Below are 23,521 nucleotides of genomic sequence, written 5' to 3'. Positions count from 1 at the left end.
CTTTTTATTTACCGCAATATTAATTTACTGCCAGGGAGGCACTCGTTAACCGTCAACGAATCTTCTCGCCTTCCAGCGGCTCGAGGAACTGCGACTTGCACAGGTACAGCTGATTGACCGGCATGTTCCACCACTTGAGCTTCAACAACCGGTCAATGGTCTTGCGGGCAAAACGATAGCGCACCACACGGGCTGGGTAACCAGCCACGATCGCATAGGGTGGTACGTCCTCAATCACTACTGAGCCTGCGGCGATCACGGCCCCATCGCCAATCTTTTTCGTCGGATAGAGGATCTTGGCCCCATCGGCGATCCATACGTCGTTGCCGACTTCCACCTTGACCCTGTCCAGCTGGTAGCCGCGGCTCAAACCAAAACGAGAGTGGTAAAAGATACCGTGCGTGGAAAGGGTATTGCGCGGGTGATCTGCGGTCTGGAATTGCACCGTCGGATAGATGGTGCTGAAGCGCCCTACGGTTGTTGACTCCTTCAAGCGCATCACATCGAAGGGCACACTGGAAAAGTCAGCTACATCGATATCGTAGTATTGGCGAAACAGCTTGCGCATGGTAACGCTGAGCGTGGAGCCACCCTCGAGTTTCAGGATCAATTTCTTGAGGAAGGTACGCAGAAGCTTGCGGTTAATACGATACAGGGGCGCTAGCAACAGGCGCGCAACTTCCGATTCACGCATATGTAGCCCGTAGGACAATGGCGGGATATGCGGCTGTTGCTGTGCGCTCTCGACAGCACCGAGAATTTTTGCCGCCCGGGCATCATCTTCGACATCCGTGGCGGCCGTCGCGATCACCTGTTCGGCGGGCTCGCCGTCCAGGAACTGGCGGACAGCTTCCGCCAAGGCCTCCACGCTGGGGAAGTCAAACAGCAGTGTCGGCGGCATATCCAGCGCAAAGCGGCTGTTCAGGCGTGCAATGGCATTGAGCGCGGCCAGTGAATGGCCGCCCAGGTCGAAGAAACTCGCCGCGGTGTCGGCGACCGGCACTTTCAGCACCGAGGCAAATACCTTGAGCACCGCTTCCCGCACCGAATCGACTGTCTCGACGGGAGCATTCCTTTCCGGAAGGCGCTCATCGTTGGCGCTGGTGACGACGGGTTCCGGCTCTTCTGCGGCGACCGGCGGTACGAAGGCCTTGCGATCGACCTTGCCGTTGGCGGTCAGGGGGAATTCACCCAGCTCGACAAACTGCGAAGGCACCATATAGTCCGGAAGTGTCTGGCGTAGCTGCTGCCGGAGAACCCCTGTATCGAGCACTTTTCCCTCTTCGGCGATCAGGTAGGCGACCAGGTATTTGGCTCCGCTGTCATCGTCGTGGGCGATGACAGCCGCCCGGCGAATGTCGTTGCCGATTATCGCCGCCTCGATTTCCCCGACCTCGACCCGATATCCGCGGATCTTAACCTGGTGGTCGATACGCCCCATAAATTCAACGCGGCCATCGGCGCGGCGCACGACCCGGTCACCGGTACGGTAGAGCCTGCCATCCGGATCCAGCGAGTGCGCGATGAATTTTTCTTCGGTCAGTTCCGGCCGGTTCAGGTAGCCCCGCGCGAGTCCGGCGCCGCCGATACAGAGCTCGCCGGGCACGCCGGTTGGCTGCAGTTCGCCTGCGTCGCTGAGGACAAAGAAGCGCGTGTTGGCAATCGCCGAGCCGACGAAACCGGCATCTTCTGCGCGGGATATTTTGCCCACGGAGGACCAGATGGTGGTCTCGGTGGGGCCGTACATATTCCAGACATCCAGGTTCAGCGCCAGCAGGCGTTGCGCCAGGTCACGCCCCATCGCCTCACCGCCGCAAAGAACACGCAGACCCGGCTGTCCCTGCCAACCGTGGTCGAGCAACATGCGCCAGGTCGCCGGTGTCGCCTGCATCACAGTGACCTGGCGCTGCTTCATTGTCTGCGCCAATTTGCGCGGGTCGAGGCTACTGCGCCGGTCCTGCAGAACCAGGCTGCCACCGGAAATCAGTGGCAGGAACAGTTCCAGCAGGGCGATATCAAAACAGACAGTCGTCACTGCCAGTAGCCGGTCACGGGCGGTTAATCCCGGCTCCACTTGCATGGAGGTCAGGAAGTTCACCAGGCTGCGCTGGCTGATCTGGACGCCTTTCGGATTGCCGGTGGAGCCGGAGGTATAAATCACATAGGCCAGGTCACCGGCGGCACCCAACAACGCTGCTGGATCCCTGCCCGCCTCCACGTTGCGTAGCTGTTCCGGCAGCACGACATCGCCTTGGAAGTGATCCAGCTGTGCATGAATGGCGTCGCTGGTAATAAGCACCCTTGTGGCGGAATCCTCCAGCATGTACTCGAGCCGCTGCGGTGGAAAGTGCGGATCGAGCGGTACGAAGGCGGCACCGACTTTCCACACCGCCAGCAGCGCCGCCACCAGGTCCGCGCAGCGTTCCAGGCAGACTGCGACGAGATCACCCGGCAAGGTACCTCGTTGTATAAGTGCGTGGGCCAGGGTATTGGCGCGCGCATTGAGCTGGTGGTAGGTGAGAGAATCCTCGCCCACTGACAAGGCTTCCCGTTCACCGGCGAGTTGCACCTGCTGCTCGAACAGTTGTGCCACCGTCGCGTCGCGGGGGAATGCCCGGTCGGTATTATTGCCCTGGCTGACGATCCGCTCGCGCTCTTGCTCATCGAGTATCGCCAGATGAGCGACAGGAATATCCGGCCTGGCGACGGCGCTTGCCAGCAACTGGACGAAGCTGCGCGCTAGATTTTCTGCACTCTGGCGTTCGAAGCGCGCGCGGCTGTATTCGATATTGCCAGAGAGGCCGCCGTCGGCCTCAAGCACCGACAGGGTAAGATCAAATTTCGTAAAGCCACCGTGGAGATCCAGCCGCTTCACATTCAGGCCCGGAATCTGCCAGGGATTGCCGTCAATATGCCGGTGGATAAACAAGTGCTGAAACAGCGGGGAAACTCCTGGATTACGCACGGGATTGACCGCCTGCACGACCTCTTCAAACGGTACCCGATCATTGGAAAATGCATCGATGGTAACGTCGCGTACCCGCTGTAAGACTTCACAAAAATCAGGCTGGCCGGAAAAATCGGTGCGTATCACCAGCGTGTTGATAAACAGCCCGATCATATTTTCGGTGCAGGAGTGCTGGCGCCGCCCACTCGGCGTACCGACCAGAATATCGTTCTGCCCGCTATAGCGGTGCAGCAGCAACTGCCAGGTGGCCAGCAGCACCATGAAGGTGGTGACGGATTCGCGCTGGGCGAGCTCTCGCACGGCGGACCAGACCGATGGCGGCAGTTTGAAGCGCACCAGGCCGCCGCTGAAGTCTGGCTGCCGCGGCCGCGGGTGATCGGTGGGGAAATCCAGTGCCTCCGGTGCATCGGCGAGCTGTGTCCGCCAGTAATCTAATTGCGGGGCCAGCATCGCGCTGTCATCGCGCTGCTGGCTCCAGTAGGTGTAATCCCCAAACTGCAGGTCGAGCGGTGGCAGCGGCGCTGGCTCATCGCGGCAGGCCGCACGGTACAGGATGCCCAGTTCACGGAAGAAAATCGCCGAAGACCAGATGTTGTCGTAGATAATGTGATTGAACACTAGCGACAGGATCGCGGAACGCTCACCGAGGCGCAGCAGTGCGGCCTGAAACAGCGGGCCCCGCTCCAGGTCCTGTGGCTGTGCCAGCCACTGGCGGCAGATCTTCAGTGCCCGGCTGGCGCGCTCGGTTTTCTCCAGTTTGGAAAGGTCCGTGACATCCAGCCGGATCGGGCTCGACGACAATACCTGCTGCCTGGGACCGTCATCATCGGCGGGAAATCTTGTCCGCAGGACAGCGTGCCGGTCGACGATTATCGAGAGCGCCTGTTCCAGTGCGGGAATGTTGAGTTCACCCTCGATATAGACGCTGTTGGAAATATTGTACGCGGCGCCGCTGCCATACATGCGATCCGCCAGCCACATGCGTTGCTGCGCCGCGGACACTGGCAATCGCGCGCCCAATGGCGCTGCCGCCGGTCCGGCCTCCTCCACTGGGGAGTCGACCTTTTCGGCCGCATCGATCTCTGCAGCCAGCGCGTGGAGGTCGCTGGCCAGAAAGACACTGCGCATTTCCAGCTGCACACCGAACTGTTCATTGATGCGTGCCAGCAATCGCGTGGCACTCAGCGAGTGGCCGCCCAGATCAAAGAAGTTCTGGTTGATACCGACAGTGTCGCGCTCAAGCAGTTGCCGGCAGAACTCCACCAGGCGGGATTCGGTTTCGGACTGCGCCGGCTGCGCCTCGACGCCCGACAGTTCGTTGCGGGCATCCGGATCCGGCAGCGCGTTGCGATCCACTTTGTTATTCGGGGTTTTTGGCAGGCATTCGAGCTGCACCATGACCGTCGGGATCATGTAATAGTTGAGGTGTTCGCCGAGGGCGCTACGCAGCGATTCCACGGTCAACTCTGCCCCCTCGACTGCGACGAGGTAGGCAACCAGCTGTTGTTCTCCGTGAATTTCCCGCGCGACCACCACCGCGTCAGCGACGGATGGCTGGTCGAGAAGTCGCGCCTCGACTTCACCGACCTCGACGCGGAATCCGCGGATTTTGACCTGGAAGTCCTTGCGCCCACGGTGGTGCAGCAGACCGTCTTCCTCCATCTGGCCGAGGTCGCCGGTGTGGTAGAGGCGCAGCTCAGGATTTTCCGCATCGGTGGTAAATACTTTGTCGCTCGCCTCGCGGTTATTCCAGTAGCCCAGTGCCAGGTAGCGGCTGCGCACGGTGATCTCACCGACTTCCCCGGGCGCCACCTCGTTGCCGTTTTCATCCAGCAACAGGACTTCCATTCCCTCTACCGGGTACCCCAGTGGCACCACTTCGCCCTGTAGTTCCGTTTCCGGATCGATGGGGAAGTAGCGCATGGTGCCCGTCTCGGTAGAGCCCAGGCCGGTGTAGAAGGAGATATCGCGGGAGAATGTACGGCGTGCGAGTTCGACGTCGCTGGTCAGTACCCGCTCCCCACCGAAAGTCACCAGGCGTATATCAAACACGTCATCGGGGCCGCTGTAATCCCTCGCAAATTCGCGAAAGACCGATGCAATCGAGTGGTAAATCGTGATGCCACGGGAACGCAGCCAGTCGGCCAGATTGTCCACACCCTGGACGCGGAAGTCGTAAGGGAAAAGCGCGGCACCGTTGAGCAGCGCACCGAAGATGCAGTAGACGGACGCTATAACGCTGCAGGAATAAAACAAGGTCATGCGATCGCGGGGCGATACCTTCTGCAGGTTGGTGCGCCGCATGCAGCCGTGCAACAGGTTGCGGTGATTCTGGATCACCCCCTTCGGCTGCCCGGTGGAGCCGGACGTATAGATGATGTAGGCGAGCGCGTCCGCGCTTACCCTGACGTCCAGATTGTCGCCGGAAACACGTTCGGGCAATTCGTCCAGATTCATGATTTGCCCATCATCGCCGGCCAGTTCATCGGCCGTTCTAAGATGCGCGTCGTTGGTCAACAGCAGTTCCGCTTTCGTCTCGCGGTAAATGTGTCGATTGCGCGCCGAGGGGAAGTCCGGATCGATCGGCACATAGGTATGGCCACACTTGAGAACAGCGAGAATCGCCGCGATATGCTGGATGCCCTTTTCCATGCAAATGGCGATGCGCGCCGGGCGAGTGACGGGCACCGCCTCGAGGATGGTGCGCGCCATCCGGTTGGCAAGCTGATTCAGTGCGCCGTAGCTGATCGAGGCGTTGCTATCGGTAATTGCCAGCCGTTCGCCGTGCAAAAGGGCAATTTTTTCAAAGCGCTGGCCGACCGACTGCTCCGTTTCCTCGAGGGTGAAGCGGCTAAAAGTACTGTAAATCTGTTCGAGGAGTGTCATATCTGGGCCTTGCTGTAGATGGTGCAGTGCTCGCGAATCCATTCCCGTGACACCCGGCTGAACGGCTTCCGTCCCCAGTAGGCGGATGCCCAGCCATTGCCGCGATCGACCCTGGCATCGTTATGGATTTCTTCAATCAGGTATTCCACCGGGTCCAGGTAGAATTTCCGCGTCAACTTGACCCGCATATCCACGTCCATGCCGTTGATAAACAGCGCCGAACCCGGTTGCAGGAGCAGATTCAGATTGGCAAAAGCGAGTCGCGCATTGGTGGCCGGGAGGTGGAAGAGGACGTTCTGTGCGAAAACCAGATCGAATTTTCCAAGGCTGGCCATAAACGTCCTATCGAGCAGGTCCCCCACAGCGAAGGTAATGGTCGCCATGATCTCCGGCTTTACCCGAAAGCGCTCGCCCTCGACGACGAAATTCTCACGGACAAAGTCTTCTGTAACGAAAGGTCCCTGATAGACCTCTTCGCGGCTGTACGTCGGTTTTTGCGCCCGCTCGATGACCTCCGGCACTATGTCGTAAGCGGAAATATGAAAATCGAGCTCGGGAAAATTTTTGCGCAGTACAGCCGCAAGCGAAATTGGTTCGGCGCCGCTGCAACAACCGAACACCACGATATTCATCGGGCCCCGGCCACTCTCAATCAGCTTTGGCACGACTTTCTCGACGAGCGCGCGATATTGGTGCGGGAAGCGATAAAACTGTGTGTAAACGCGATTCTTACGCGGCGCTGTTTTCAGAATGAGCCAGTGTTTGATATGGCGTAGAAAATTTTTCAGGCGAGACGGCTTTTCCATTTCCTGAGAACGTCCTTGTTAAAGCTCTTGTGGTCGAACGGGATTGCAGTGCTGTGAATCGCGCCGCCCAAGGACCTTCACCGTCGGCGGAAGTCGCCGAAGGAATTGCCACAGAAAATTGTGCGACGTGCGGAGTTCCTTTCTCCGCCCGCCGACGAGACGCTTTTCACAGCGAAAAAATTATAGATAGCCAGCGTGATCTTTCCGCCGTGGGCAATGAATAGCCGGACATTAATTCAACTATTCACCGCGGGATCTGCTGTTCGATGACTTGTGCCGCCTGCTCGGAAATTCCGAGCTTCTGCGCCAGCCGATCCATATATTGTTTTTCGCGCGGATTATCTTCGTTGATGGTCATCGCGGATACCAGGTACAGGTTGAAGGCAGTGGCGGGATCATTGACGCCGGCCACCACCTGATCCAAATCGACAGGCGTGGTCAGGAACTGCTTGAATTCCTCCAGGTCGGTGCTGTCCAGTTGCCCTTCCAGGGCCTTGGCGATATTGCGCTGTTCGTCCGCATCAATGCGGCCGTCCGCCTGGGCGGCAGCGACCATACCGCGCAGCATGACGTCGGCCTGCTCCTCCCCGTGGGCGCCTGTGCGGCTTTCGGCGAAACCGAACAGCTGGCCGGAAGCGGCGGACCAGCCACCCGAACTGCCGCCGGGCCCGGCGGGGGCCTGCTGTCCGAATTTGCCGCTGGCACGGCCAAAGATCTGCCCGAGAATGTTCGCCAGGTCGCCGGCGGGCGCGCCGGCCCTTCCGGCACCCTGCTGCTGCATCTGCTGGAAAATGCGCCGGGCAATTTCAATCAACGCACCCGCGCCGGCACCCGCTGGAACTGCGCCACCGAAAATATCGCCGCCGGTGGCGCCTCCCCCTCCGGGGCTGGCGCCTCTCCGCTGCCCGGCGCGGGCGAGAATATCGTCAAGCTGGGTGTTATCCGGCCCTCCGTGACCGGGATCCGGCGGCGGCACACGGGAAAAATCTGGCGGCGGAATATCTGGAATCGGTGATTTTTGCGGTTGCTGCCGCAACTTCTTGTTGAGCATCGACATTCCGGCGCCAATCAGGGCGCCGAGCAGCAGTTTCTTGTTCATGGGAGTGTCCCTCGCTGACTCGGTCGGGTCTGTCTTCACTGTAGTCCAGCGCTGGCGGCAAATCCGTCTGACTGCGTGGACGGCTTCACGGCCGTGGCCCATTGCAGCCATTCGCTCTTCACGCCGGCTCGCAAGCCGGTACAATTCGCCCCCTTTGTCTCCACTGCTGCGCGGCAGCTGGCCGACGCGCTAGAATCCGCTGCTAGAGCATTGCCTATTCAAGCTGTACTTAAGGACAGAACATGATTCTCGCCGTACTCGCCATCATCGCCGGTTTTGCCCTGCTGGTCTGGAGCGCCGACCGTTTCGTCGAGGGCGCCGCCGCCACCGCCGGGCACGCGGGCATGCCGCCGCTGCTGATCGGTATGGTGATTGTAGGCTTTGGTACCTCGGCACCGGAGATGGTGGTGTCGGCCATGGCCGCACTGGACGGCAGCCCCGGCTTGGCGCTGGGTAATGCCTATGGCTCCAATATTGCCAATACCGGCCTGATTCTGGGCATCACCGCGCTGGCGATTCCGCTGACGGTGCACTCGAAAATCGTGCGCAAGGAACTGCCGCTGCTGCTGGCCATCAGCTGCCTGACCGGAGCCTTCCTGTGGAACGGCAGGCTGGATCGCTGGGAAGCATTCGTGCTGCTGGCGGGATTCTTCGGCCTGATCGGCTGGTCCATCGTGTCGGCGCTGCGCGGCAAGGGCGACGTGCTGGAAGGTGAAATGTCTGGGGAGCTGGAACAGCACACCATGCCCCTCAATCGCGCACTCTTCTGGGTTGCCGCCGGGCTGGCACTGTTGATCGTCAGTTCCCGCATTCTGGTGTGGGGCGCGGTGACCATCGCCCAGGCGCTAGGGGTCAGCGACCTGGTCATCGGCCTCACCATCGTGGCCCTGGGCACGTCACTGCCGGAACTGGCGGCAACGGTCATTGCCGCGCGCAAGGGCGAGCACGATATCGCCATCGGCAATGTGGTGGGTTCAAATATGTTCAACCTGCTAGCAGTGGTAGGTATTGCCGGCGCCATCGCCCCCATGTCCAACGTGCCGCCGGAAGTGCTGTCGCGGGACTGGCCGACAGTCGTCGGCCTCACCGTAGCGCTGTTCGTATTCGCCTACGGCTTTCGCGGCCAGGGACGCATCAATCGCTGGGAGGGCGGAGCACTGTTGCTGGCCTACATCGCCTACAACGCTTACCTGGTGATGCACATTACCCGCGCAGTTGCACAGTAGTGCGGCCAGGCGCGCTATTTGTGCTCCAAACGCGCCAGGCGCGCGCGCAGCTGTTCAATCTCCTCCAGTAACTCGATCGCCAGGGCCGCACCGGCAAGATTTACGCCCAGATCCCGCCTCAGGTGATAGACCCGTCGCACCCGGCGCACGCAGATACCGCTGAAACGCCAGTGTGCCTGGGGCCCGCGGGGCTCAATGATCCCCTCTTCCACCAGTGCCAGAATCTGCTCGGCGGGAATCCCGCAGGCACGGCACAGTTCCTTCAGCGTCAGCTCACTGTCCTCATCCAGGATAGTGATGTCCCCGTTCTGATTCTGTTGCATCACTATCCTCCCATGCCGCTACGCGGATCGAATGAAAAGGCCTGGCTGAACTGGCGGTAGGCTTCTTTTTCCTCGTCGCTGTTGGCCGGTGGCGTGACGATATTCAGCACCACGTAAAAGTCGCCGGGTTCCTTCGCGGGAATGCCACGGCCCTTCAGCCGCAGCTTGCCACCATTCCGGCTGTTGGGCGGAATAGTGACATTGACCGTGCCGTCCGGCGTCGGCACCGCCACCTTGTCGCCCAGCGCCGCCTCCCACGGTGTCAGGGGCAGGTCCAAATAGACGGTCTTGCCCTCGGCGTGATACAGCGGGTGCGGGTTGAAGGTGATTTCCAGGTACAGGTCACCGGGCTTGCCCTCGCCGATTCCGGGCTCGCCCTGCCCGGCCAGGCGGATCTGCTGGCCCTCGGTGACGCCCTTGGGAATCTTCACATTGAGCTTGCGCTCCTTGATCTCCGGCCGGCCATCCGCCCCCAGCACCGAGTGTTTGAGCGTGATCTGGCGCGTCGCGCCGCGATAGCTGTCCTCGATATTGATGGCAATTCTGGCGTGGGTATTCTCGCCCTCGGCGTGGAACTGACGGCGGGTGCCGGCGCCAAAACCCTGTGCGTGGGCGCCGCCAAACCCGCCGCGACCGAACAGGCTCTCGAAGAAATCGCTGAAGGCCTCCGGGTCCGCCTCGGTGTAACCACCGCCGTGGAACTCGAAGCCCTGGTCCCAGTTTGGCGGTGGACGGAAATCCTCCCCGGTGTGATAGCTGCTGCCGAGCTGGTCATAGGCCGCGCGTTTCTCCGGGTCCTTAAGCACCTCGTAGGCCTCGCTGACCTCCTTGAAGCGGTCCTCGGCCTGCTCCTCCTTGCTGACATCCGGATGGTATTTGCGCGCCAGCTTGCGGTAGGCGCGCTTGATCTCCGCCTGGTCGGCAGTGCGCTCCAAACCGAGTATCTGGTAGTAGTCCCTGTATTCCATAGGCCGCGGAATCCTTTCTCTCTACCGCCGTCCAGTGTCCCACTTTGCGCCCGGCAACAACGAAACTGGTGTCCGGCGGACGCGGTTTGTAGAGTCAAAAGTTCCTATAACTCTACAACACGACTGAGCCACATGTTCCGTATTCTCGTTTTCACCCTAATGGTGATGTTCGCCGGCCCACTTTGCGCCGTCGAAAACGCCAACGAAGTCCAGGTTCACAAAGCTGTTCCCTGGGCGAAGACTGCCGCCAAGACGCTGACGATGGATATTTACACGCCGCAAAACGGCCGTAGCCGCCTCCCGGTCGTGGTGATGGTGCACGGCGGGGGCTGGCTGATCAACGACAACCACATCATGGATTCGGCCGCCCGCTACCTGGCTGAACATGGCGACTTCGTTGTGGCTAACCTGAACTATCGACTCCTCGGTGACAACCACAATCGCACGACCATGAACAAGATCGTCGAGGACGTATTCGGTGGCGTACTGTGGGTCAAGGAGCATATCGCCGACTACGGTGGCGATCCGACCGAAGTGGCGGTCACAGGTGATAGCGCTGGCGGACACCTGAGCGCCATGGTGCTGACCGCCGGCCGGCGCCTGAGCAGTGAAGGGTTTCGCAGCGAGCCGCGTGGATTCAAGCCCACCTACCTGCCGTCGGGCAAAACGGCAGAGGAGGTGGCGGCAGAAGACGGACTGGCGGTACAGGCGGCCGCACTCAGCTACGGCGCTTTTGACTTGTATAGCGAGGCACAACATGGTTATGAAACGCCGGACAATATTTTCTGGAAGCTCGGCGGCGCCACCCCGCGGGGTATATTTGGCAACGACATAACGGCACAGGCGCATCCCGATTATTACCGCGCAGTATCTCCCCTCTACCTGATTCCGGCGAGATCCGACTACCGGCTAGCGCCCACCCTTGCGTTTGTCGGCAGTGAAGACAAGACCACACCGCCAGCGGCGGTGAAGCAGTTTGTGGACAAGATGCGCGCGGCCGGCCAGCCCATCACCTTCAAGATCTACCAGGGTAAAAACCACGCTTTTCTCGATAGCGGCTGCAACGAATTTCTCGGCAACTGTTTTGGCAGAGATGCGCCGGATACGCTGGACGACATGATCGCTTTCTTCAATCAGCACCTGCGCTGAGTCGCTGTTGTCTATTTGACACTCATAAAAAAGCCGCCCATCGGGCGGCTTCGACTTTTGCTGGTTAAACTCAATTTTCGGTTTCCGGCACCTTGGTGAAGTCGCCGACGCCGGCCTCCTTCAGCAGGGAATCGACCAGCGGTGCCATCGCGCGGTGCTTGAGCGCGCTGCCCACCAGCGCTTCTGGCAGGCTCTGTCCCTGGGCTTCGCTGTCGCCGTTGAGGATACCGCCGGGGGCACGGCCGTCGACGCCGCTCAGGCCCTCGACGGAAATGATCTTCATGCCCTCGATACTCTCCAGCGGCTTGACGCTCTCGCGGATGATGCCCGGCAGGTTCTCGTGCAGGCTGAGCACTTTCTTCAGTGCAATCTGCGCTTCGCTGAGGCTGTTGAAGGCCTCGTTCATCAGGCGCTGACCCTCGGCGTCCACGGCGTATTTCTCGCGGTCTGCTTCCACCTTGATACGCACGGCTTCGGCCTCGGCGCTGGCTTGCAGGCGCAGGGCCTCGGCCTTGTCTTCAGCCGCTGCCTTTTCCGCTTCGGCCGCCACCTTGATCGCGGTAGCCTGGCGCTCGGCTTCCTTCTGCGCCTCGATGATCTCGATACGCTTGTCGCGCTCGGCCACTTCCACATCCTTGGCGGTGCGCACCTGCTCTTCCGCCTTCACCGCTTCGGCCAGTGCCACGTGTGCCTGCTGATCGGCCACGGACTGATCCTTGGATTTTTCCGCTACCGCAATTGCGCGCTCCTGCTCGGCAATTTCCAGCGACTTTTGCTTGGAGATGCGCTGCTCCTCGAGAATGCGCTCGCGCTCGATCTCCTGCTCCTGCAGGCGTTTCTCTTTCTCGATTTCCAGCAGTTTGGTGGCCTGCTCGGCGGCGATGCGCGACTGGTCCACTTCGCGCTGGGCCTCGATTTCCGCCTGGCGCGCGGACCTTTCCTGTGCGGCCAGTTCCTTGGCCATATCCGCCTTCTGCGCCGCCTCGCGGTTTTCGATCTCGCGCTGCTGCTCGAGGTGGGCGTAGCGTTTCTCTTTTTCAATCTCCAGCCGCTGGCGCTCCGCCTCGAGGTTTTTTGTCTCAATCTGTACGCGGGTTTCCTGCTCGACGTCGTTCACTTCCTTGCGCCGCGCCTCGATGGAGCGGGTCATGCTGGCCAGACCCTCGGCGTCGAACACATTGTCCTGGTTGAAGAATTCCTTGTGGGTCTGGTCGAGACCAGTCAGGGAAACCGATTCCAGTTCCAGGCCGTTCTTCAACAGGTCTTCGGACACCACCTGCTGCACTTTCTGCACGAACTGGCTGCGCTGCTCGTGCAGTTCCGCCATCTCCATTTCTGCCGCCACCGAGCGCAGCGCGTCGACAAACTTGCCCTCGATCATGTCCTTGAGCGCTTCCGGATCCAGGGTGCGCACGCCGAGGGTCTGCGCCGCGTTGGCGATGGCATCGGTATCCGGCTTCACCCGCAGGTAGAATTCAGCCAGCACATCGACACGCATACGGTCTTTGGTAATCAGTGCCTGGTGCTCCTTGCGCGATACGGCGAGGCGCAGGGTATTCATGTTGACCGGAATGATTTCGTGCAACACCGGCAGCACCAGAGCGCCACCGTTCATGATGACTTTCTGCCCGCCCATGCCGGTACGCACAAAGGAGCGCTCCTTGGAAGCGCGGGTATAGAGGCGTGCGAAGATAGTGCCGATCACGATCAGGCCCACCAATACCGCGCCGGCCATAAATAAAATCGTGGATAAGTTTTCGATCAAATTCACTGTAATTAACTCCTTTTTTAATGGTTTCCTACCAGGTGCTTGCTGGTCGGGCGAATCGCGCGGAAACTGGCTCCGCGTTCCTCCACCAGCAGGACCTGCTCTCCCTGGCTGAAAGTTTCATCGTCTTCCGGCTCCACCATCACATAGTGGGTAGTTCCGAACTCATCGCTGAAGCGCGCCTCCGCCGGCGAACCGGCGGCGGCCTCGCCAATGGTGATGGTCGCCACGCGACCGATAAAAGATTTGCGCCCGACTGCTTCGGTTTCATCACCGATGGCAAAGCGCCGCAGCAGGTTGCCGACAAAACGTACCTGCGGCAGCGCCAGCAGCAGTACCGGAATCGCCAGCAACCAGGACGGCAGTAGGAAGCCGACCAGCCCAAGCACCAGCATCTGCAGCAGCAGACCGGTAATGCCGAAGGCGACCAGAAACGCGACCAGCAGAATTAGCGCCGGCACTTCACCGAAACGCAGCCAGCCGAGAAAGCGGGTCAACACGCCGCCGGCCTCGGTGTCCGGCGCGTCGAGATCGATATCTGTATCCGGCAGCAGATTGTCGAGCAGATCGGAGATACCGACTCCGATCAGCGTCATGACACCTTCCAGCGCCGCGATCATCAGCATCAATACCAGAGCGCCGGTGTACAGCAGGTTGCCGTCTTGAAGCAGGAAAGCCATTAAGCCTCCGACTTGATTTTGGCCAGCCGCTCCTTGATGCGGTTGCTGCGCGCCAGCTCTTCCAGCTCGGCAAGTTTGCTGGCATCGGCGTTGGACTGCGCAGTGGGCACACCGGCATTTTCCAGCACGCGATTGAAGGCGCCCTCGGCGTGGTCGACCTTGTCGGCGGTGGTGCGGCTGCTGCCGCGCTCTTCGCCACTGGCACCGTTGCTGACATGGTCACTGGCCTTGGCAAACTCGCGCAGCTGCTCGCGCATATCGCGTTTCTTACCCTGCAGTGCGCTGATGTAGGCGTTCAGTTCACTGATTTCTGCATCCGCTTCGGCAATGGCCTTTTCCAACACCGGCAGCTGCGCCTCGATATCCATCTGCTTGGCGATGGCGACTTCGGCCAGATCATCGCGGTTTTCTTTCACCGCGATATCGATCTGCTCGGCCAGCGCACTGTGGCGATTATTTTCACTGTTGAGAGTTTTACTGCTGAGATATTTGGCCGCTTCGGCCTTGCCCAGCTGATCGCGCACTTCGGCAATGGCGTCGTCGATCTCGCGGATCGCCTGCTCCATCACCATTTGCGGGGTGGCGTTTTCCACCGAATCCACCAGCGCGTTGGCGGAGGCGGATATCAAGCGGGAAATGCGTTTTACCAGTCCTTCTTTCATTGTTTTCTCCTTCCTTTCCGTTGATTTAACTATGGACACTTCTATAAATCTACTGTGCGGGCGCCTAGTGGCATCCGGCGGTGCTCGGAATGCTCAGGTACTACGTGTACATTCCGCTTCCTGTGCTCCGGCGGCTACCACCAGCCACCCGCTCGCTACGATTTTTAGAGGCGCCCCTATTTATTCAGCAGGCTATCGAGCTGTTTTTTAATTCGTGTGGCAGTGGCGGAATCGGCAGTACGGGGGCTGTCCTGCAGCGCGAGCAGCAGAATTTTTTCCAGAAAGGCCTCGATCGCCGGCAGTGACTTTTGCTCCAGCTGCGGCGCTATCGGTTCGTTATCCGCGCAGCTCTGCACGGCCGCGGCACTTTCTGCCAGCAGTTCCAGCAGCGCCTCCACCAGCAGGCTGCGGTTATCTTCTTCCACATAGCGGGCCTTGATCGGTAGCACCGCTTCGGAGGAGGAGATATAGGCACGTGCAAAGCTGTGCATGCCGACGGAATCGCGGGCTATGGCGATCAGCTCACGCACTTTTTCGCTCTGGGTAACCGCACCGTTGCGGTCGATGGACATCAGGTAGGCATAGTCGTCCGCTGACAGGCGCGCCGATATGGATTGGCTTTTATTGAGCATGACATTCCCTTCTCTGCGATGTATACAAAAGTACACACGCATATATGGGCGGTCAACGCTATCGGACGATAATATTTTCCTAAAAATGATTTATGCGCCAGGGCGGCAGCTTCTGGTCCTTGTGCTTTGCTTTCTAGATGAGCAATTGCAATTACCGGCAAGCGCCCGATTGAATGACCGCTCACAACCTGATCCTCAACGTCGACAGCTACAAGGCCAGCCACTACCTGCAATATCCGCCGGGGGCCGAAGCCGTCAGCAGTTATATCGAGTGCCGCGGCGGTGAGTTTGCGGAGGCGGTCTTTTTTGGGCTGCAGGCCTTTATCCGGGAATACCTGCTGACACCGATCCATATGGGGGATATCGACGAGGCGGAGGAAATGCTGCACGCCCACGGGCTGCCGTTTCACCGCGCCGGCTGGGAGCATATCCTGCAGGCCCACGATGGTCTGCTGCCGCTGGAGATCTCCGCGGTCCCCGAGGGCACGGTGGTCCCGCTGCACAACGTGATGCTGCAGGTCGTGAATACCTGCCCCAGCTGTTTCTGGCTGACCAGCTATATCGAGACGGCGCTGGTGCGCGCCATCTGGTATCCGATGACAGTCGCCACCCAGAGCCGTGAAATCAAAAAAGTCATCGCCCGCTACCTGGACGAGACCGCGGATTCCCGCGATAGCCTGCCCTTCAAGCTGCACGATTTCGGCGCCCGCGGCGCCAGCAGCCTGGAGAGCGCCATGCTCGGCGGCATGGCCCACCTGGTGAATTTCCAGGGCACGGATACGGTATCGGGATTGGTGGCGGCGCGGCGCTACTACGGCGCGGATATGGCCGGCTATTCGATTCCGGCCGCAGAACACAGCACCATGACCGCCTGGGGCCGCGAACGCGAGGCGGAGGCCTACGCCAACATGCTCGATCAGTTCGCCGGCCCGGACAAACTGGTGGCCGTGGTCAGCGACAGCTACGACCTGTGGTACGCGATCGAACAGATCTGGGGTGGCACGCTCAAAGAGCGGGTGACCAACAGCGGCGGCACTTTAGTCGTGCGCCCGGATTCCGGCGATCCGGTGGCGATCGTCACCGAGAGCCTGGAGCGACTGATGCGCATTTTCGGCGCCACTACCAATAGCAAGGGTTATCGCGTGCTGCCGGACTTTATCCGCGTGATCCAGGGGGATGGGGTCACGCGCCACTCGATCCCGCAGATACTGCAGGCGATGAAGGAACAGAAACAGAGCGTCGACAACATCACCTTCGGCATGGGCGGAGCCCTGCTGCAGAAACTCGACCGCGACCTGATGAGCTTTGCCATGAAGGCCAGCGCCATCCGCATCGACGGTCACTGGCACGACGTCTACAAGGACCCGGTGACCGGACCGGAAAAGAAATCCAAACGGGGGCGGCTGGCACTGATCCGGCAACCGTCGGGGGGATACGCTACGGTGCCGCTGGAACAGGTGAACCCGCAGCAGAACCTGCTGCAGCCAGTGTACCGGGACGGCCGCCTGCTGGCCGAGATCCACTTCGACGAGGTGCGCAGGCGGGCCGATATCTGATCCCGGTGCGCATTCCCGAAGCCATTGCCGGCGGCAGCCAGTTGAATAAGGCGCCAGTGGCCGGCGCCTCCATTCGCCTCCGCCACCGCTCCACTCAACGCCCAACCACTTTACAAGCCTCCCGCGGCGCGATTTGCTGTTGTGATCAGACGGCTGCATACCGGCGGCGCCAAGCGTGGTAGATTTAATCGCCACAGGCTGCCCAGGCAGCGAACAATAACAATAATCAGTCTCCCGACCCCCGCCCATGGCGGACCCTCGGCTCGGGACCTGGGGGAGGACAATGGATAGAAGACATTTCCTTAAAATGACCGGCGTCGGCGCCGGTGGAATCCTGTTGCCCATCTATGGCACACCGGTAACAGCCGCACAGCTCGTCAACAACGGCATGGATGTGCGCCGTAAAAAGACCCTCGCCGACGTGGTGCTGAATACCGCGCGCAAGGCGGGCGCCAGCTATACCGATGTGCGCATCGGCCGCTACCTGAACCAGTTCGTGCTGACGCGCGAGACCAACGTCGAAAATATCGTCAACACCGAGTCTCTCGGCGCCGGTATTCGCGTGATCGCGAACGGCACCTGGGGCTTCGCCGCCACCAATGATCTGACGCCGGATGGCATTGCCAGAGCCGCGCGCCAGGCCGTGGCCGTGGCCAGGGCCAACGCCAAATACCAGAGCGAGCCGGTACAGCTGGCGCCGGTAAAAGGCGTGGGAGAAGTAGCCTGGCAGACGCCGATCGAGAAGAACGCCATCGAGGTGCCCATCGGCGAGAAGGTCGACTTCCTGATGGACGTGAACAACAGCGCGCTGAAAGCCGGCGCCAGTTTCATCAATTCCGCGTTGTACCTGGTCAATGAGCAGAAATACTTCGCTTCCAGCGACGGCTCCTATATCGACCAGGATATCCATCGCCTGTGGGCACCGATGGAAGTGACCGTGGTGGACAAGCAGACCGGTGCTTTCAAGACCCGTGAAGGGCTGAGCACGCCGGTGGGTCTCGGTTACGAGTATCTGGACGGCCGCGAGGAAGACAAGATCCCAGGCCAGACCACGCTGTACCGGAACTCCTACGATATGGCCGAAGATGCGGTGCTGGCCGCCAAGCAGGCCAAGGCCAAACTCACAGCCAAGTCGATCGAGCCGGGCAAGTACGATCTGGTGCTCGAGCCGCTGCACCTGCGACTCACCATCCATGAATCTGTCGGTCACCCGCTGGAACTGGACCGCGTACTCGGCTACGAAGCCAACTACGCCGGCACCTCCTTCGCCACACTCGACAAGTGGCGCAGCGGCAAATTCAAGTACGGCAGTGACAAGGTCAATATTTTCGCCGACCGGGTGCAGCCGGGTTCCCTCGGTGCCGTGGGCTACGATGACGAGGGCGTGAAAGCCAAGCGCTGGGACCTGATCAAGGACGGCGTGCTGGTGAACTACCAGGCCACGCGCGACCAGGTGCATATGATCGACCAGAAAGAGTCCCAGGGTTGCTCCTATGCCGACAGCTGGTCCAGCGTGCAGTTTCAGCGCATGCCCAATGTGTCCCTGGCGCCGGGCGAGGAGAAATACTCGGTCAAAGACATGATCGGCGACGTCGAGAAAGGCATCTACATCGTCGGCCGCGGTTCCTATTCCATCGACCAGCAGCGCTACAACTTCCAGTTCGGCGGTCAGCTGTTCTACGAGATCAAGGACGGCGAGATTGTCGGCCAGGTGGAAGATGTCGCCTATCAATCCAACACCCAGGAATTCTGGAATTCCTGCACGGCGATCTGCGACAGCAGCGACTACCGCCTCGGCGGCACCTTCTTCGATGGCAAGGGACAACCGAGCCAGGTGAGCGCCGTGTCCCACGGCTGCGCCACCAGCCGGTTCGACAAGGTCAACGTCATTAACACCAAACGCAAAATCTCCTAATCAGGGAAGCCGGTGCGCAAGCGCATAACAATAATTTTTGGGAGCAGAAAACATGGCCATTTTATCCAGAAGTGAAGCGAAACAGATTCTCGACAAGGTGCTGAAATACAGCAAAGCCGAAGCGGCCAGCGCGCAGCTGAGCGGTGCCGAAACCGGCAATATCCGCTACGCCCGCAACAGCGTCTCCACCAGCGGTATCGTCAATGATATCGAACTGGCGGTAGAGGCGCGCTTCGGCAAGAAGTCCGGGGTCGCCACCATCAACGAATTCTCCGACGCATCGCTGGAAAAAGTCATGCGCCGCGCCGAAGAACTGGCCAAGCTGTCGCCGGACAATCCGGAGGCGATGCCGCTGCTGGGTGAACAGAAATACCTCCCGGTAGATGGCTTCGCCAAGTCCACCGCCGAAATCACCCCCGATGCACGCGCCAAGGCCGCGGCGGATTCCATCATCGCCGCGAAAGAGAAAAAAGTGATCGCCGCCGGCTACCTGGAGGACGCGCGTTCCTTTGCCGCCGTGGCCAACACCAAGGGCCTGTTCGGCTACCACGTTTCCACCTCCGCCAATTTCACCGTGACCATGCGCACCGAAAACGGCCTGGGCTCCGGCTGGGCGCAGTCCGACGTGACCGACTTTGCGGCGATGAACACCGGCGCGACCTCGAGTGTCGCGATCGACAAGGCGGTACTGTCACAGGAGGCGCGCGCCCTGGAGCCGGGCAAGTACACCGTCATCCTCGAGCCGAGCGCGGCATCCGGCCTGATCGGTTTTATGATGTGGAATTACGATGCGCGCAGCGCCGATGAAGGCCGCAGCTTCATGAGCAAGAAAGGCGGCGGCAACCGCATCGGCGAGCAGATGTTCGACAAGCGCGTGCATCTCTACTCCGATCCGGCGGACGCGGATGTGCCCGCACAGCCCTGGGCCGATGACGACCATATGGCGCTGGGTCGCGTCGACTGGATCAAGGACGGCATGGTGCAGAACCTGCCGCGCAGCCGCTACTGGGCCACCCAGTCCAAGGATCCGGCAATTCCCCAGCCCAACAACCTGATCATGGTAGGCGGCGACAAGTCCACCGCCGACCTGATCAAGAAAACCCGCCGCGGCGTGCTGGTGACGCGCACCTGGTATATCCGCATGGTGGATCCGCAGTCCCTGCTGCTGACCGGCCTGACCCGCGACGGCACCTTCTATATCGAAAACGGCAAGATCAAATACCCGATCAAGAATTTCCGCTTCAACGAGAGTCCGGTGATCATGCTGAACAACATCGAGGAACTCGGCCGGCCGGAACGCGTGGGCATGTGGGGTTATTCCGCGATGATCCCCGCACTGAAAGTGCGCGACTTCACCTTCAGCAGCCTTTCCGACGCCGTATAACGGCCACAGCGAACTCGAGGAACTCGATATGGACAGAAGAAAATTTCTCCAGCTGAGCGGCGCCGGCCTGGGCATTTCCATGCTGCCGCTCTCCGGCATTGTCGTGGCGGAAAGCAAACTCACGCAAAGCGGCATCGACCTGGCCGTCAAAAAAGAACTGGCAGACGCGGCGCTGAATACCGCCACCAAACTGGGAGCGAGTTACGCCGACGTGCGCATCGGCCGCTACCTGAACCAGTATGTGATCACCCGCGAACTGAAAGTGCAGAACGTCGTCAATACTGAATCCATTGGTATGGGTGTGCGGGTCATCGCCAACGGTACCTGGGGTTTCGGTGCTACCAACGACATGACCGTCGACGGCATTGCCCGCGCGACAGCACAGGCAGTCGCCACCGCCAAGGCCAACTCAAAGCATCAGAAAGAACCGGTACGGCTGGCGGAGCAGAAAGGTTTCGGTGAAGTCAGCTGGAAAACACCGATCCAGAAAAATGCGATGACGGTTCCATTGGCGGAAAAGGTCGACCTGCTGATGGAAGTGAACAAGTCGGCGCTCGATGCCGGTGCCAGCTTCGTCAATTCCATGCTGTATCTGGTTAACGAACAGAAATATTTCGCCTCCACCGACGGTTCCTATATCGACCAGGATGTGCACCGTCTGTGGTCACCGTTCAATGTTACTGCGGTAGATAAGAAAGACGGTGGCTTCCGCACCCGCCGGGGTCTGAGCCAACCGGTCGGACGCGGTTTCGAATATCTCGACGGCCGCGCGGAAGACAAGATCCAGTCGCAGACAGTGCTGTATCGCGACTCCTACGACATGGTCGAAGACGCCCGTCTGGCCGCACAGCAGGCACAGGAAAAGCTCAAGGCAAAATCGGTCAAGCCCGGCAAATACGATCTGGTGCTGGACCCCAGCCACCTGTGGCTCACCATCCACGAATCCGTCGGCCACCCGCTGGAACTCGACCGCGTGCTCGGTTACGAAGCCAACTATGCCGGCACCTCCTTTGCGACCATCGACAAGTGGCGCAGCGGCAAATTCCAGTACGGCAGCGACAAGGTCAACATCTTTGCCGACAAGATTCAGCCCGGTTCCCTCGGTGCAGTCGGTTACGACGACGAGGGCGTGAAAACCAAGAGCTGGGATCTGATCGAAGACGGCGTACTGATGAACTACCAGGCCATCCGCGACCAGGTCAGCATGCTCGGCCAGAAGGAATCCCACGGTTGCTGTTACGCGGACAGCTGGTCCAGCGTGCAATTCCAGCGCATGGCCAACGTGTCTCTGCTGCCCGGCAAGGAAGAGCTGAGTGTCGACGACATGATCAAGGATGTGGAAAAAGGGATCTACATTGTCGGCGACGGTTCCTTCTCCATCGACCAGCAGCGCTACAACTTCCAGTTCGGCGGGCAGCTGTTCTACGAAATCGAGGACGGCAAGATCACCGGCATGCTGGAAGACGTTGCCTACCAGTCGAACACCCAGGAATTCTGGAATTCCTGTGCGCAGATCTGCGACAAGCGGGATTACCGCCTGGGCGGCTCCTTCTTCGACGGCAAGGGCCAGCCGAGCCAGGTCAGCGCCGTGTCCCACGGCAGTTCGACGTCGCGTTTCAACGGTGTGAATGTGATCAATACGAAGCGCAAGCTTGGTTGATTATTGATGCCGATGACTCTTTCGCCATGCCGGCCCCGGCCGGCATGGCGATTGCATTTACTGAATTATCCACCCACGTAGTTCCAGAGCTGTAATCGTGTCCCTCACCCGCAAACAATTTCTGCAGAGCCTGTTGCTGGCCGGTTGCGGTATCGCACTGCCGGGTGGCCTGCGCGCGAAAGAGCGGGAGCGGGGACGAGAGAGGGAACACTTCGACTTCTATTTCACCCGCCTGATGTACGAATCCGGCGACTGGGATGTCGACCAGCGCATGCCGTCCAACCTGCTCAATTCCCTGGTGGAATACACCAACCTCAAGGTGGATCCCGAGGAGCACATTGTGCCGCTGGCGGATGCGGAAATGCTGCTGGCCCCCTTCTGCTACCTGGCCGGCCACAAGCTGGTGGAATTCACCGAGGCGGAGGCGCGCAATTTCCGCGACTACATCAATCGCGGCGGCTTTGTGTTCGTGGACGACTGCAACCACGATATCGACGGCCTGTTCGCCAAATCGTTTGAGGCGCAGATGGTGAAACTGTTCGGCGAGCAGTGCCTGCAGAAGCTGCCGGACAACCACGACCTGTACCGCTGTTTTTTCCAGTTCGACGATCTGCCGGTGACCAGTTTCGAACTGAACGGCTGGGGCGACGACCTGGTGCACGACTACCTGAAAGCCATCGTCGTCGACGGTCGCATCGCGCTGCTCTACAGCAACAAGGACTTCGGTTGCGAGTGGGATTACGACTACCGCAACAAGCGCTGGCTGGCCACCGACAACACGAAATTTGCCGTAAACATCGTTATCTACGCACTGACAAGCTGAATCGCCATGTCCAACACCACTGACAGCACCATTGAAGAAACCATCGAACAGCGCCTGAGCGGGCTGGCAACACTGAAGCGGGAGATCGGCAAGGTCATCGTCGGCCAGCACGAGGTGGTCGAGCAGATGCTGATCTGCCTGCTCGCCCGCGGCCATGTGCTGCTGGAGGGCGTGCCCGGCCTCGGCAAGACCCTGCTGGTAAAAACCCTCGCCGATGCGACGGACCTGGCCTTCAAGCGCGTGCAGTTCACCCCGGACCTGATGCCCGGCGATATTCTCGGCAGCGAGATTCTCGAAGAGGATCACTCCACCGGCAAACGCTTCTTCAAATTCCAGCGCGGGCCGATTTTCACCAATATCCTACTGGCGGATGAAATCAACCGCACCCCGCCGAAAACCCAGGCGGCGCTGCTGGAATCCATGCAGGAATATGCGGTGACCGTGGCGGGTGAAACCATGGCACTGCCGACCCCCTATTTCGTGCTGGCGACACAGAATCCGATCGAGCAGGCCGGCACCTATCCGCTGCCGGAAGCGCAGCTGGACCGCTTCCTGCTGAATATCCATATCGATTATCCGGACGAGGCGGACGAGGTCGCCATCCTGCGCGCGACCACCGGCGCCGCCGGTGCCGCCGCCGCGGCCTGCATGGACGCGGCGCAGCTACTGGAAATGCAGCAGCTGGTGCGCGAGATTTCCGTCAGCGACGACCTTTACCACTATGTCGCGCAGCTGGTGCGCGCCACCCGCGGCGGCGATGGCAGCGGCGAGTTGCAGCAGTGGATCAAGTGGGGCGCGGGCCCCCGCGCCGGCCAGGCGTTGATCCTCGCCGCCAAGGCCCGCGCGTTCCTGCACCAGCGCCTGGCAGTGACCCGCGCCGATATCCGCGCACTGCTGCTGCCGGTACTGCGCCACCGGATTCTGCTCAGTTTCCAGGCACAGGCCGACGGCGTCTCCATCGAGCACGTACTGGAGACACTGATCGCCAGTGTGGCGGAGCCCGGCCGGGACTGACA

The 23,521-nt window shown here is 60.3% G+C and carries 17 protein-coding genes; 8 read left to right on the top strand and 9 right to left on the bottom strand.

What is annotated here, in order from left to right; translation table 11 throughout:
• Positions 1-52: 52 nt before the first annotated feature.
• The 3 genes from IG168_RS07960 to IG168_RS07950 all read right to left on the bottom strand — a co-directional run bounded on the left by IG168_RS07960 (position 53) and on the right by IG168_RS07950 (position 7,759).
• Positions 53-5,854 carry a non-ribosomal peptide synthetase gene (locus tag IG168_RS07960; protein ID WP_193163690.1) on the bottom strand — a complete coding sequence of 1,934 codons (5,802 nt, stop codon included), beginning with the start codon at positions 5,852-5,854 and terminating at the stop codon, positions 53-55.
• Positions 5,851-6,660 carry a CheR family methyltransferase gene (locus IG168_RS07955; protein ID WP_193163689.1) on the bottom strand — a complete coding sequence of 270 codons (810 nt, stop codon included), beginning with the start codon at positions 6,658-6,660 and terminating at the stop codon, positions 5,851-5,853. The genes IG168_RS07960 and IG168_RS07955 overlap by 4 nt, the downstream gene beginning before the upstream one ends.
• A gap of 244 nt (positions 6,661-6,904) precedes the next feature.
• Entirely contained in the window at positions 6,905-7,759 is an 855-nt protein-coding gene (locus IG168_RS07950; protein ID WP_193163688.1) for a DUF533 domain-containing protein, read from the bottom strand.
• 242 nt (positions 7,760-8,001) lie between these two features.
• Here IG168_RS07950 and IG168_RS07945 point away from each other — a divergent pair, with 242 nt between their 5' ends.
• Entirely contained in the window at positions 8,002-8,985 is a 984-nt protein-coding gene (locus IG168_RS07945; protein WP_193163687.1) for a calcium/sodium antiporter, read from the top strand.
• Between the two features lie 14 nt (positions 8,986-8,999).
• Here the strand turns inward: IG168_RS07945 and IG168_RS07940 are convergent, their stop codons facing one another.
• Both IG168_RS07940 and IG168_RS07935 read right to left on the bottom strand, forming a co-directional pair.
• A complete protein-coding gene (locus IG168_RS07940) occupies positions 9,000-9,308 on the bottom strand; it encodes a chaperone modulator CbpM (RefSeq protein ID WP_193163686.1) in 309 nt (102 codons plus the stop codon).
• A 2-nt stretch (positions 9,309-9,310) separates the two neighbouring features.
• A complete protein-coding gene (locus tag IG168_RS07935; RefSeq protein ID WP_193163685.1) occupies positions 9,311-10,276 on the bottom strand; it encodes a DnaJ C-terminal domain-containing protein in 966 nt (321 codons plus the stop codon).
• Between the two features lie 132 nt (positions 10,277-10,408).
• On the opposite strand from IG168_RS07935, the gene IG168_RS07930 reads away from it, so the two are divergent.
• Positions 10,409-11,425, top strand: coding sequence for an alpha/beta hydrolase (locus IG168_RS07930; RefSeq protein ID WP_193163684.1), 1,017 nt, complete (start codon positions 10,409-10,411; stop codon positions 11,423-11,425).
• Positions 11,426-11,495: 70 nt separating this feature from the next.
• Here IG168_RS07930 and IG168_RS07925 read toward each other — a convergent pair whose 3' ends face one another.
• The 4 genes from IG168_RS07925 to IG168_RS07910 all read right to left on the bottom strand — a co-directional run bounded on the left by IG168_RS07925 (position 11,496) and on the right by IG168_RS07910 (position 15,167).
• On the bottom strand, positions 11,496-13,196 hold the full coding sequence (locus IG168_RS07925) for a flotillin family protein (protein ID WP_319024673.1): 1,701 nt from the start codon (positions 13,194-13,196) through the stop codon (positions 11,496-11,498).
• A gap of 17 nt (positions 13,197-13,213) precedes the next feature.
• A complete protein-coding gene (locus tag IG168_RS07920; RefSeq protein ID WP_193163683.1) occupies positions 13,214-13,873 on the bottom strand; it encodes a YqiJ family protein in 660 nt (219 codons plus the stop codon).
• A complete protein-coding gene (locus IG168_RS07915) occupies positions 13,873-14,535 on the bottom strand; it encodes a PspA/IM30 family protein (protein WP_193163682.1) in 663 nt (220 codons plus the stop codon). Before IG168_RS07915 ends, IG168_RS07920 begins: the two co-directional genes overlap by 1 nt.
• A gap of 176 nt (positions 14,536-14,711) precedes the next feature.
• Positions 14,712-15,167, bottom strand: coding sequence for a hypothetical protein (locus IG168_RS07910; protein WP_193163681.1), 456 nt, complete (start codon positions 15,165-15,167; stop codon positions 14,712-14,714).
• Between the two features lie 173 nt (positions 15,168-15,340).
• Here IG168_RS07910 and IG168_RS07905 point away from each other — a divergent pair, with 173 nt between their 5' ends.
• From IG168_RS07905 to IG168_RS07880, 6 genes are all read left to right on the top strand, one after another.
• Positions 15,341-16,723 (top strand): nicotinate phosphoribosyltransferase, encoded by a 1,383-nt coding sequence (locus IG168_RS07905; protein WP_193163680.1) that lies wholly within the window; start codon positions 15,341-15,343, stop codon positions 16,721-16,723.
• Positions 16,724-17,006: 283 nt separating this feature from the next.
• On the top strand, positions 17,007-18,638 hold the full coding sequence (locus tag IG168_RS07900) for a TldD/PmbA family protein (RefSeq protein WP_193163679.1): 1,632 nt from the start codon (positions 17,007-17,009) through the stop codon (positions 18,636-18,638).
• Between the two features lie 52 nt (positions 18,639-18,690).
• Positions 18,691-20,022 carry a TldD/PmbA family protein gene (locus IG168_RS07895; RefSeq protein WP_193163678.1) on the top strand — a complete coding sequence of 444 codons (1,332 nt, stop codon included), beginning with the start codon at positions 18,691-18,693 and terminating at the stop codon, positions 20,020-20,022.
• A gap of 28 nt (positions 20,023-20,050) precedes the next feature.
• Positions 20,051-21,682: a TldD/PmbA family protein gene (locus IG168_RS07890; RefSeq protein ID WP_193163676.1), complete on the top strand. Its 1,632-nt coding sequence runs from the start codon at positions 20,051-20,053 to the stop codon at positions 21,680-21,682.
• A gap of 97 nt (positions 21,683-21,779) precedes the next feature.
• Positions 21,780-22,505, top strand: a complete 726-nt coding sequence (locus tag IG168_RS07885; RefSeq protein ID WP_193163674.1) for a DUF4159 domain-containing protein — start codon at positions 21,780-21,782, stop codon at positions 22,503-22,505.
• Between the two features lie 6 nt (positions 22,506-22,511).
• Entirely contained in the window at positions 22,512-23,519 is a 1,008-nt protein-coding gene (locus IG168_RS07880; RefSeq protein WP_193163672.1) for an AAA family ATPase, read from the top strand.
• Positions 23,520-23,521: the final 2 nt, after the last annotated feature.

It is taken from the genome of Microbulbifer hainanensis (assembly GCF_014904735.1).
In the GTDB taxonomy this organism is placed as follows: domain Bacteria; phylum Pseudomonadota; class Gammaproteobacteria; order Pseudomonadales; family Cellvibrionaceae; genus Microbulbifer; species Microbulbifer hainanensis.
The sequence above is the reverse complement of the archived record's forward strand: the minus strand, read 5'-3'. Positions and strand labels throughout refer to the sequence as shown.

Excerpts from the sequence above, each read along its gene's own strand:
- IG168_RS07960 (WP_193163690.1), bottom strand. The coding sequence starts at position 5,854 with ATGACACTCCTCGAACAGATTTACAGTACTTTTAGCCGCTTCACCCTC.
- IG168_RS07955 (WP_193163689.1), bottom strand. The coding sequence starts at position 6,660 with ATGGAAAAGCCGTCTCGCCTGAAAAATTTTCTACGCCATATCAAACAC.
- IG168_RS07950 (WP_193163688.1), bottom strand. The coding sequence starts at position 7,759 with ATGAACAAGAAACTGCTGCTCGGCGCCCTGATTGGCGCCGGAATGTCG.
- IG168_RS07945 (WP_193163687.1), top strand. The coding sequence starts at position 8,002 with ATGATTCTCGCCGTACTCGCCATCATCGCCGGTTTTGCCCTGCTGGTC.
- IG168_RS07940 (WP_193163686.1), bottom strand. The coding sequence starts at position 9,308 with ATGCAACAGAATCAGAACGGGGACATCACTATCCTGGATGAGGACAGT.
- IG168_RS07935 (WP_193163685.1), bottom strand. The coding sequence starts at position 10,276 with ATGGAATACAGGGACTACTACCAGATACTCGGTTTGGAGCGCACTGCC.
- IG168_RS07930 (WP_193163684.1), top strand. The coding sequence starts at position 10,409 with ATGTTCCGTATTCTCGTTTTCACCCTAATGGTGATGTTCGCCGGCCCA.
- IG168_RS07920 (WP_193163683.1), bottom strand. The coding sequence starts at position 13,873 with ATGGCTTTCCTGCTTCAAGACGGCAACCTGCTGTACACCGGCGCTCTG.
- IG168_RS07915 (WP_193163682.1), bottom strand. The coding sequence starts at position 14,535 with ATGAAAGAAGGACTGGTAAAACGCATTTCCCGCTTGATATCCGCCTCC.
- IG168_RS07910 (WP_193163681.1), bottom strand. The coding sequence starts at position 15,167 with ATGCTCAATAAAAGCCAATCCATATCGGCGCGCCTGTCAGCGGACGAC.
- IG168_RS07905 (WP_193163680.1), top strand. The coding sequence starts at position 15,341 with ATGACCGCTCACAACCTGATCCTCAACGTCGACAGCTACAAGGCCAGC.
- IG168_RS07900 (WP_193163679.1), top strand. The coding sequence starts at position 17,007 with ATGGATAGAAGACATTTCCTTAAAATGACCGGCGTCGGCGCCGGTGGA.
- IG168_RS07895 (WP_193163678.1), top strand. The coding sequence starts at position 18,691 with ATGGCCATTTTATCCAGAAGTGAAGCGAAACAGATTCTCGACAAGGTG.
- IG168_RS07890 (WP_193163676.1), top strand. The coding sequence starts at position 20,051 with ATGGACAGAAGAAAATTTCTCCAGCTGAGCGGCGCCGGCCTGGGCATT.
- IG168_RS07880 (WP_193163672.1), top strand. The coding sequence starts at position 22,512 with ATGTCCAACACCACTGACAGCACCATTGAAGAAACCATCGAACAGCGC.